The following is an 11,040-nucleotide window of genomic DNA, read 5'->3' as shown; positions in this document are numbered from 1 at the left end:
TTATGCACCTGCAGTTATTTCTGGTTGTAATCTTAAAACATCACCATCTTTTATATTGGCATCTGTAAGTGTCTGAGTTTCTAAGAGCTGCCTTCCTGAAACCTTATGAATAAATTTATAACTAATTGGATTTCCATCAGGCCCTATTGAAGGAAGTTTGATTTTCTCTACAAGTTTAACCATTATAATTCCTATTTTAATATCGTCAGGTAATCCTACCTTTCTCTCCTTATTTCCTGTTGTGTCAACAATTACTACATTAATTTTTCCCATAATTTAATCATATCCTCTCAAAAGTTTTTAATAACTCATTCATATTTAAAAGAGATAATATTCTTTTTAGAATAATTATCTCTTTTAAAATAATCTTATTATTATCATATTTTCTATTATTCATTATATAATCAAAATGCTTTTTTGAATATTATACTAAAGTATACCTTGTAATTAAATTGTAATTATTCTAGTTATAATATACTATGGTTATTACCACCATAACTCAATTAAATATCTTAAGAGAAATCAAACCAAACTATAAAGTTAGGATTTATAGTTTGGTTTGATTTTATTTATCCCCTATATTATTTTACTTAGTTTTTAAGATCCAAGGTTTTTGAATAGACTCCTTCAAAGTATTATAAGTATTAATCAATTGTCTTAATGAAGTATCTAAATCTTTACTTTTTAATACTGCAGCTTTGTAGTTATTTTCAGTCATCATACCTATATCAACTTGTGATTTTGCATACGTAAGCTTAGTATTTGCTGAATTTATTTGTTCTTTTACTGTATTTATTTTATTTTCTAAATCAAGCAAGGTTGAATAACATTCTTTTAATCCATTTTTAAGATTCTTTCTGGCATCATCTATTTTAACCCTAGATTCTTCCAAGTTATATTGGCCATCTAAATAGGAACCATATGCATCTAATTTTTTCAAAAATATCTGCTGATTTTGCATATAACCAATAAGTGCTAAAGCATACCCATTAGAATCAAAGTTAGGTATTCCTGTAGTCTTATCTACTCCTGCAAATTTAGTTTTATCAGGTATTGAAGGAATGTCATTTTTCAAAATATTTTTTATACCATCATCTTTTAATTCCTTTAGATAATCTTTTGAAAGCTTAATCATTTCATCATTATATTTTAAATAAGTATCAATTTTATCATCGAAGTATTCTTCTTCTGAACCTTCAATTCTAAATACATCATATTCAATATTTTGATCTAGGGTGTAATTTGATAAATTAAAATTTGTTAAAACACCTAGATAATCAGTAGCATTTTTTAGTGAATCCTCTTTTGCTTTTATATCATCCTGCAAAGCTTTTATTTCAATTCCTTTGTCATTTAATTGATTATCAGTAGCCATGCCAACACTTACCTTTGTTCTTACATCAGCTAATTCTTTATTTTTGATTTCTAAATTATCTTTTGCCTTATTCAAATCTATTTGCTTTAAAATAATTGCATTATATTTTCCTGTAATATCATTAGCTATTTGATCTGCTAAAAAATCTTTTGATTGCTTAGTTTGCTTTTCTTGAAGTTCAAGCTTATCATAGGGAAAATCATATTTTTTTTGTCCAATACTTTCATAAAAGTCATTTGTTTTATCTTGTAGATCCATCTTATTTCTATACATACTTATTTCTTTAGACTTTAAAGCTAATTTATCACTATTATCAATAGCGGATTTAATAATAATATCTAATGTAATAATTGGTTTGCCATCAACAGCTTGTCCGTAATTTTGAGTTGTTATTGTTTGCTTAACTATAGCTTCAGATGATTTTGATGTTTCTTCCGCAAAAGCTGGAACTATATTTCCGCTTATCACAATTAATCCAACTCCAATAGCAGCGGCCTTTTTATAAATTTTTTTCATTATATTTTCCTCACAATCTAATTATATTTTTCCACTATATAAGTACTAATTAAGGTTTTATATCTTACACCAAGAAATTCCGAAAGGATTCTTGACTAATGACAATTGATAATTGAACATTGATAATAGGACTATATATATTTAATACAATTTAACTAATCTCTTCCTCAAAGCTTTCTTCCTCTTCCGCTTCTTTTAGTTCAATAATTCTATTATTTTTACTATTAAATTTATATTTATATAATGCAATCCTTCCAGAGTATAATCCAATACCTATAGGAAACCATATTAGCGCATAAAAAATTCCATTTTTAATATATGGTAATATAACATCCCAACCTATTCCTTTTAAGTTTAGACACTTAAGCTGTAATCCTACATTCATAAATGGCCACAAATATTTAATAATTCTAACTAGGCCTTCAGGCATCATATATTCAGGAAAGGCAATACCACTTGTCAAAAATGTTACTATATTAATCATTGAAAAGAATTGAACAAAATAAATAATATTATTGATAAAAGCAGCAAAGAAAAATCCCATTGCTGTAATATTAAGCAAAAATATAAACATTAATGCAACATATTCTAAAATATCTCCTCTAAGAGGTAATCCAAAATATTTATCTAAAATACATAAGCCAATAAAACTTGATATTATACTCACGCAAATCATTATTAAAATTCTTGCACAAATAAGAATAATATTTTTTAAGCCATCGTTAGACTTTATGTTAATTAAATTTAACTTCCTTCTATTTTTTATTAATTCAGGAACTAAAAAAGTCATTAAAAAAGTACCCTGTATAAGGTATGGTATAAGTGGATATATTAAATATTTCATATAACTAAGCTGAGTGTCATAAAGTACACGTTCAACATAAGAAAAACTTGTTATAGTCTTTTTCGCAGTATCTGGAAGCATATTTTTACCTTCAAAAACTCTCATTTGAATTCCAGCATTAACTGTTCCTATAACGCTACTACCATAAGCATATATATTATTTCCAACAACCATATTTGTTTCATCTATCAATAATGCAATGCTTGGAGATTTCATACTCACAACATCTTTATTAAAATTTTTAGGAATAACTATTCCTCCACTAATCCTTTTTTCCTTAATTGCTTTTTCAAGTTCAACTTGTGAATCAGCATAATAAGTAATGTTTAGCCCAGGACTATTATTAAGCTGCTGTATCACTGTTCTTGATAAAGATGAGTTGTCCAAGTTTACTATTCCAAATGGAATATTTTCTACATAAATTTTACTAAAAATAAAGCATACAAAAACAACCGTTATAATATGAATTAAACTGAGTGAAATAATATTCTTTTTATCTCTACCTATGAGCCTTAGCAATCTCATACTTACGCCTCCTTTGTACAATCTTCTTGGCGATTTTATATTTTAAAAGATTCCTTTTTATTAAAACTTTTTTAATTGCTAATATAATTAACATAACAATCCATGTTATAACTAAGTACTTAATAAGATCATATACTTCTGGAAGAATATCATTAAAGTTTAATCCCAAAAGTGATAAATCTCTCATAGAACCTCCATAATATAAAAATGGAATAAATTTAGCTAATTTTTTAAATATATCAGGCATAGCCATTAATGGAAAAGTATAGCCTGTAATTAGAGTTGTACCTGAAATTATCAAACTAGAATTTTTAACAGCAGATAACTTATCTTTTAATATCAATTTAAATAAAACGCCTAAATTTATAGTGACAATGCTAAATAATATAGTTAATGTTATTCCTCCAACTATAGAGCCTTTATAAGGTATTTCAAAATATTTGATTTGTATAATTAAGGAGAATAATATAGAAATTGCCCCTATAATTCCAAAACCAATGCTTTTTGATAATAACGAAATCGGATTTTCTTTTTCTTTCACTATTAAAACTCCAAGAATTATTATTCCAATTTGAGCTATTCCTATTAACATTCCTTGAAGTATAAAGTTTGCTGTACTTCGCGTTGGATTGCCCAAGAATATAGGATTTGATTGCATTGGAATAACATTATTTTTAGCTACCGCTGGCATTATTCCTGTTTTACCTTCTCCTACCTTTATTAAATAGCTTGCTTTAATTGTACCAAGAATTTCTGCTGCTCTAGTTTTTGCAGAACTAACAGCTGACATTTGAGCCCCATCATATATAATCATCATTTTAGGTGCTTTTCCATCAATCAAATCCTTAGAAAATTCTTTTGGTATTATTATTCCAACAACTACATTTCCTCTTTCAATTAAATTTTTTACATCATCATCACTTTGACTATAATTTGTCACATTAAAGATTTCATTTGTATTTACTTGCTTTACAAAACTTTGACTTAATGTTGAATTATCATGATCAACTATTATAGTTGGAATATTCCTCACTGAATGAGCACTATATGTATATCCTAAAATATAACTTGAAATTGATGGAATTATTAAAAGCATTAATACAGGTAAAATAATTTCTTTATGTTTTGAAAATATGTTTTTAAGTTTAACTGCTAACTCCTTCATAGCTACTATCACATCACTTTCCAAAATCAACAAAAGCTGTCATTCCTGCACGAAGTGGCTTATTCATATCTTCAAGTTCTATCTTTACACCATAAGATAATATATCAAATTCACCATTATCATTAGTTGCTCTCTTAACAGCAAAATCTGCATTTTTATTAATTTTTACAACTTTTCCTTTAAACTCTTCATCCTTATATGCAGGAATCTTAACTGATACTTCTTGATTTAAATCTACTTTAGACAAATCTGTTTCTTTGACATTGCATAATATAGATGGTTCATTAGTTTTTGTAACTACTGCAAGCTGCATTCCCGTTGATACTAGTTCTCCTACTTCAACATTTAATTGAGTAATAACACCATCTTCTGGTGCTACAACTGTAGCATTATTAATATTTACATTTACTTCCTTTAATGCTCCCTCTGCTTGCTTTATTTGACCTTCTACAGCTTGTACAGAACCATTAGCTTGTTCAACTAATGCTTGCGCAGCTTTTATATCTTCTGGTCTAGCTCCTTTTTGAGCTATATCATATTTATCACTAGCTAATTTCAATTGAGTTTCAGCATTATCTAAATCTGATTTAGGTATAGATTTTTCATCATATAGAACCTTTAATCTATCATATGTTACTTTAGAAAGATCATAGCCTGCTTTAGCTTGGTCTATCTCCTCAGGCCTTGCACCATTTTGAGCTAATTCAAGCTTTGCACTAGCAGCATCTCTAGCTGCCTTTGCTGCATTTAGTTGACCATTTCCTGCCTCTATTTGTGCTTTAACCTGAGTTTGCTTAGCTCCAAGTGTATCACTATTTATAATAAATAGAACATCTCCTTTTTTTACAGTGTCTCCTTCTTTTACTTTTACTTCTTTAATTTCACCTGGGATTTGTGTATTTATATTTGTATCTGTCATATCTACATTAGATTGTATCGTTAGATTCTCTTTACTTTCCTTTACTAACTTATCTCCTGTAAGAGTTGACTTTGAAGTGCATCCAGTAAATCCATTAATTAAAATTGCTAAAACTATAAATACTACTGCGTTTCTTATTTTCATAACATCCTCCTCTAATACTCATGTTAGCTTTTTAGAAAAACTAACTTAAATACTTTTCTTCCATAAATTAAAATTAATCTAAATTAATAAGTTTTATTCTATATAAATATGCTTGTTGACATAACAGTCTTTATTGACTATCATCTATATATAGACACTAGTCTATTATAAAAACTTATGAATAATCATTCAATAATCAATTTTATTCCATAAGGCTATTAATAGACAAAAATGTCAAATCTGTCTATTAAAGGAGAATCATAATGAAAGATAGACGTATAAGAAAAACACAACAAGCTATTCAATATGCTTTTGCTAAATTATTATCTGAAAAGGACATTAAAGATATTACGATAAAAGAATTATGTGATAGGGCTGACATTAACAAAAGTACCTTCTATTTGCATTATAAAGATATTTATGATTGTGCTGATGCATTTTTGAATAATATTGTAGATAAAACCATTTCTATTATGGAACCATATGATTTTGCTGAATTAGTTAATCATCTTCCTGAAATAATAGAAAAAATCCTATTTATGTTTAATGAAAATAAAGAACTCTCTATACATTTTTTTAGTACTCCACGATATTCATCATCATTATACAAAACAAAAAAACTTACTATTGAACGTTTGTTAGAAAAAACTGCAGATAGTAAGATGCAGACTGTGCTTTATAAATCTATAGCATCATTTGTTATATGCGGCATCTTTGGGATACTCGAACAAATTGATTTCGATGATATTACACCTGAAATAACTTCAGTTATAACGGATAAAATTCAAAATGGATTTGTTCATTCTGAACATTAATCCCATTAGAAAAAGCAAACCCCACTATAATTTTTGATTTTATAGTGAGGTTTGCTTTTTCTACCACTTATATTATTTTACTTAAAATCTCCAACTAAAATATTGAAGTAATTTTTTCCGCAGGTTAGACTTCAGGGGGTTTGCACCTGTAGCTAATCCCTTTAAATTATACTGTGAATCTATCTATTTCTTTCTTCAATTTTTCAGCTAAATGTTGCAAATCTTCTGTATGCTGACTAAATCTGTCCATTGTAGCAGATACTTCTTCTGCTGATGCAGTTACTTCCTCTGTTGATGAAGCTGTTTCCTCAGAAATAGCTGAGCTATTTTCTATTTGAGTAACGAAAACCTGCTTTTGAACTTGCATATCATCTATTGAAATTTTAACCTCTCCAACTTTTTCTGTTAAGTTTGTGATAGATAATAGTATTTCAGTAAATATTGATTCGGTTCTTATTACAGCTTCATTTTGTTCAGAATTAATTTTCTTATTGTTATCCATAGCCTCTACAGCTATCTCTGCCTTGGACTCAATAGTACCTATTATAGACTTAATTTGTTCTGTAGAATTTTGTGATTCTTCTGCAAGTTTTCTGATTTCTTCAGCTACTACGGCAAAGCCCTTACCTGCTTCTCCTGCACGTGCCGCTTCAATAGATGCGTTTAGTGCCAAAAGATTTGTTTGCTCTGTTATTTCCGTTATAGCATTAGAAATTGAACTAATCATCTGTACACTTTCATTCACACTTGAAACTATATCCGATACTTTTGTTGTCGCCTCCATTGTTTCGTTATTTTTATTAATCAATACATTTACAGTATTTATTCCTTGTTTACTTAAGCTTTTAGTTTCTTCTGATACATTACTCATATCTTCAGTCGTGTCTGCAATTTTATCTAATTTTTTAGATAGTTCCTCAATACCAGTTGCAGTTTCTTGAGAATTTTCAGCTAAACTGACAGCTCCTTGAGATATTTCTGAAACAGCAAATGAAACCTGCGCCATTGAAGCTGTTGTTTCTTCTGCCATACTTGAAAGATTTGCAGTAGTCTCAAATACTGTATTGGAAGTTAGCTTTGCACTTTCTAATAGTTTACCTATATTTTTAATCATAGAATTATAGTCATTTGCAAGTTGACCAAGTTCATCCTTTGATTTAACCTCTACAACTCCTGATAAATTTCCCTCCGAAGCTTTGGAAAATACTTCTTTTAAATTTTGAATATTAGTCGCGATGCCCTTACTCAATATCAATGATAAAATTATTGCCATTATTGCCATTATAATTGTTATTATAGCAGTATTTAATAGTATTGCTCTCGTATCATTTGACAATTCACTTTCTTGCAACCCAGCTATTAGCTTCCACCCTGTCATTTCATTAGTTTCATACACACCAAATTTGGGTACTCCATAATAATCATAAGTAATAAATCCATCTTTACCAGACTTAACTTCATTCCAATAAGATAATTTTGTAACTGTATCTCCACCAATTAAGCTTTTATCAGCATGAGCTATCATTACTCCATCTGTGTCAGTAATAAATACAACTCCTGAATTTCCTACTTTTTTTTCTGCTATACGATCCGAAAGTGTACTTAATGTACAATCCATTCCAACAACACCTACAATTTTACCATCCTTTATAACTGCTTGTGCAATACCCAGAACAGTATTTCCTGTAGCTGCATCTTTATAAGGCTTAGTTATTACAGGTTTTCCTTTTGCCTTTATTGCTTCTTGATACCAAGATCTTTGGGTTGCATCATATCCCTCTGGCATCTTTGTTTCTGGATATATTGAAAACTTACCAGATTCACTTCCATAATATGTATCAAAAATATCTTTATTACTTTCTTTTAGGTTTTTTAATAAATTAGGTATGTAATCAAAATTATTTCCATAATCAACGTTCACTAGGTTATAATCATTTGATAACATTGTAATTCTCTCTGTAAATCCAGCAAAATAGTTGTTTAATCCGCTATTCACCTCAGAAAGTGTCTGTTCACTTGTAATATCTAATTTTTTGCTAAGTATTGATTTTGATTGATTATAGGAAATTACTCCCGCTATAATCAATGGTATCACACAAATCAGAACTAAACTAATAACTAATCTTATTCGAATACTATGTAAATTCAATTTTTTTTGCGACATTTTTTTCTCCCCCTTATCTTCCATCTAAAGCCAAAACTGATAATTCCAACATGAAGCTCCTTATTTCAATTTTTATCATTTTTTACAAAAGCAACAAGAATTATCTACGTTATTGTCAAATATATATTAATAATATCATAATAACCCACAAATTTCATTGCCTTTATTCATTAATATGCGATAAACTTCTTAATAAAACATTATTCCTTATAAATTCAAGTTATATATAATAACACTTAAAGGTAGAACAATCATTGTATTGTTCTACCTTTAGTATTTGTTATTTATTAAAATCTTTCAAAAGATCAGCAAATGGATTATTTAAATCAGCCTCTGCTTCTTTTTTCATTTTTTTCATAATATTATTAACTTCTCTTTTATCAGTCTTTCCAGCTTTGTCAAATCTCTTTTCAAATACACTAGCCTTTTCTCTGAAATTACAGTTAGTACCAGGGCAAACATAAATTTTTCCTTCTCCTTGGCCTCTTAATTCTAATTTCTTTTTGCACTCTGGACATCTTGCATTTGTTACCCTAGCTACATTTTCTCTATATCCACACTCTCTATCCTGGCAGACATTCATTGTTCCATTTTTACCTTTTACCTCTAATAAATACTTACCACAATTAGGACATTTCTTTCCAGTTTTGTTGTCATGAACAAACTTACTACTTGCTCCTTTAACATCTTCTACTAACGCAACTGAATAATTTTTCATTTCTTTGACAAATATATGTGCATCTCTTTTTCCTTTAGCTATTTCATCTAATTGACTTTCCCATTTAGCTGTTAAAATTGGCGATTTCAAGTCTGCTGGTACTAGATCAATTAATTGCTTTCCTTTTGAGGTAGGTAATATTTCCTTACCTTTCTTTTCTATAACAAAAGAATTAAATAACTTCTCAATAATATCTGCTCTTGTAGCTACTGTACCAAGTCCACCTGTTTCTCCTAAAGTTTTAGCTGCTTCTTTAGAAACATTGATATATTTATGTGGACTTTCCATAGCTGATAAAAGAGTCGCTTCTGTAAATCTAGCGGGTGGCTTTGTTTCACCTTTTTTCACATTAACACTTTCTATTTTAATGCTGTCACCTTTATTCACTAAAGGTAATACTTGCTCTTTTATATCTTCTTCGTCATTATCTTCTTCTAATTTATCATAAAGCTTTTTCCAGCCTTTAGCCTTAATAACTTTTCCTTTAGCTATAAGCTTTTCTCCTTGAACCTCTGCTTCTATTGTAGTTTGAACATATTCAAAAGGTGGAAGCATAACGCTTAGAAATCTTTTAACTACTAAATCGTAGATTTTTCTTTCTTCAGAAGATAAAAGGGATAAATTTGGCCTTTCTTCTGTTGGTATTATGGCATGGTGATCACTTACTTTTGAATTATCTACAAAACCTTTATGACCATTTATCTTTCCTTTAAGTAATTCTTCTGCTGCTATCCTATATTCTCCTGTAGATACTGCCCTTAATCTTTCGGGAATAGTAGCAACAATATCTGTTGTAATATATCTTGAATCTGTTCTTGGGTAAGTTAATATTTTGTAATTTTCATAAAGTCTTTGCATTATATTTAAGGTTTGCTTTGCAGAATATCCCCATATTTTATTTGCGTCCCTTTGTAATTCTGTTAAATCATAAAGGGCTGGCGAAAACTTTTTCTTATTTGCTTCATTTATATTTACAATTTTTCCTTCTGAATTTTTAAGTTTTGAAGCAATCTTATTTGCAGTTTCTTCATCAAAAATTCTAGAATTATTATCTTTATTTACCCATAACAAGTTAAAGGCTTTAGTCTTCCCATCTAAAGTATAAAAAGTTTTTGGCTTAAAATTTCTTATTTCTTCTTCTCTTAATACAATCATAGCTAAGGTTGGAGATTGAACTCTACCTGCTGATAATTGAGCATTATATTTGCAAGTTAATGCTCTTGTTACATTAAGTCCTACAAGCCAATCTGCTTCTGCTCTACATACAGCCGCATGATAAAGATTTTCATAATCTTTACCTGGCTTTAGATTTCTAAATCCATCTAAAATAGCTTTTTCTGTTTGCGATGAAATCCATAATCTTTTAAGAGGCTTTTTAACACCGACCTTCTCTAAAGTCCAACGTGCTACAAGTTCTCCTTCCCTTCCAGCATCTGTTGCAATTACTATTTCATTAACATCATCTCTTAATAACAGCTTTTTCACTTCATTAAATTGCTTTCCTGTTTTCTTTAGAACTGTAAGCTTCATATGTTTAGGAAGCATTGGAAGTGTTTCCATTTTCCACTCTTTATACTTATTATCATAACCCTCAGGATCCATAAGACCAACTAAATGTCCCATTGCCCAAGTTACTATATATTTACTACCTTCTATATATGAACCTTTATTTTGATTACATTTTAAAACCTTAGCTAAATCTCTACCAACACTTGGCTTTTCAGCTAACACCAAAGTTTTACTCATTTATTATTCTTCCTCTCTCAAGCAATTAAAAAGTATAAACTTTTTTTCATGCTATTAACGTCTTTTTTCTTATAGTCAATTACCATTTTTCCATAAGATGTATCAATTA

Annotated in this window: 8 protein-coding genes; 1 reads left to right on the top strand and 7 read right to left on the bottom strand. The window is 29.0% G+C overall.

The window, feature by feature from the left end; translation table 11 throughout:
* From CSPA_RS13725 to CSPA_RS13705, 5 genes are all read right to left on the bottom strand, one after another.
* Complete coding sequence (locus CSPA_RS13725; RefSeq protein ID WP_015392902.1) at positions 1 to 273, bottom strand: EsaB/YukD family protein; 273 nt, start codon at positions 271 to 273, stop codon at positions 1 to 3.
* 313 nt (positions 274 to 586) lie between these two features.
* Positions 587 to 1,891 carry a TolC family protein gene (locus CSPA_RS13720; protein WP_015392901.1) on the bottom strand — a complete coding sequence of 435 codons (1,305 nt, stop codon included), beginning with the start codon at positions 1,889 to 1,891 and terminating at the stop codon, positions 587 to 589.
* A gap of 151 nt (positions 1,892 to 2,042) precedes the next feature.
* A complete protein-coding gene (locus tag CSPA_RS13715; protein WP_015392900.1) occupies positions 2,043 to 3,260 on the bottom strand; it encodes an ABC transporter permease in 1,218 nt (405 codons plus the stop codon).
* Entirely contained in the window at positions 3,235 to 4,449 is a 1,215-nt protein-coding gene (locus tag CSPA_RS13710; protein ID WP_242838586.1) for an ABC transporter permease, read from the bottom strand. The genes CSPA_RS13715 and CSPA_RS13710 overlap by 26 nt, the downstream gene beginning before the upstream one ends.
* Positions 4,439 to 5,488: an HlyD family secretion protein gene (locus tag CSPA_RS13705; protein ID WP_015392898.1), complete on the bottom strand. Its 1,050-nt coding sequence runs from the start codon at positions 5,486 to 5,488 to the stop codon at positions 4,439 to 4,441. The genes CSPA_RS13710 and CSPA_RS13705 overlap by 11 nt, the downstream gene beginning before the upstream one ends.
* Positions 5,489 to 5,751: 263 nt before the next feature.
* Between CSPA_RS13705 and CSPA_RS13700 the strand changes: the two genes are divergently transcribed.
* Positions 5,752 to 6,303 (top strand): TetR/AcrR family transcriptional regulator, encoded by a 552-nt coding sequence (locus tag CSPA_RS13700; RefSeq protein WP_015392897.1) that lies wholly within the window; start codon positions 5,752 to 5,754, stop codon positions 6,301 to 6,303.
* 166 nt (positions 6,304 to 6,469) lie between these two features.
* Here the strand turns inward: CSPA_RS13700 and CSPA_RS13695 are convergent, their stop codons facing one another.
* Positions 6,470 to 8,467 (bottom strand): methyl-accepting chemotaxis protein, encoded by a 1,998-nt coding sequence (locus tag CSPA_RS13695; RefSeq protein ID WP_015392896.1) that lies wholly within the window; start codon positions 8,465 to 8,467, stop codon positions 6,470 to 6,472.
* 280 nt (positions 8,468 to 8,747) lie between these two features.
* A complete protein-coding gene (locus CSPA_RS13690) occupies positions 8,748 to 10,931 on the bottom strand; it encodes a DNA topoisomerase III (protein WP_015392895.1) in 2,184 nt (727 codons plus the stop codon).
* Between the last annotated feature and the right edge of the window lie 109 nt (positions 10,932 to 11,040).

The organism is Clostridium saccharoperbutylacetonicum N1-4(HMT) (assembly GCF_000340885.1).
GTDB classification, from domain to species: domain Bacteria; phylum Bacillota; class Clostridia; order Clostridiales; family Clostridiaceae; genus Clostridium; species Clostridium saccharoperbutylacetonicum.
The sequence above is the reverse complement of the archived record's forward strand: the minus strand, read 5'-3'. Positions and strand labels throughout refer to the sequence as shown.

Coding starts and splice junctions, on each gene's coding strand:
- CSPA_RS13725 (WP_015392902.1), bottom strand. CDS start 273: ATGGGAAAAATTAATGTAGTAATTGTTGACACAACAGGAAATAAGGAG.
- CSPA_RS13720 (WP_015392901.1), bottom strand. CDS start 1,891: ATGAAAAAAATTTATAAAAAGGCCGCTGCTATTGGAGTTGGATTAATT.
- CSPA_RS13715 (WP_015392900.1), bottom strand. CDS start 3,260: ATGAGATTGCTAAGGCTCATAGGTAGAGATAAAAAGAATATTATTTCA.
- CSPA_RS13705 (WP_015392898.1), bottom strand. CDS start 5,488: ATGAAAATAAGAAACGCAGTAGTATTTATAGTTTTAGCAATTTTAATT.
- CSPA_RS13700 (WP_015392897.1), top strand. CDS start 5,752: ATGAAAGATAGACGTATAAGAAAAACACAACAAGCTATTCAATATGCT.
- CSPA_RS13695 (WP_015392896.1), bottom strand. CDS start 8,467: ATGTCGCAAAAAAAATTGAATTTACATAGTATTCGAATAAGATTAGTT.
- CSPA_RS13690 (WP_015392895.1), bottom strand. CDS start 10,931: ATGAGTAAAACTTTGGTGTTAGCTGAAAAGCCAAGTGTTGGTAGAGAT.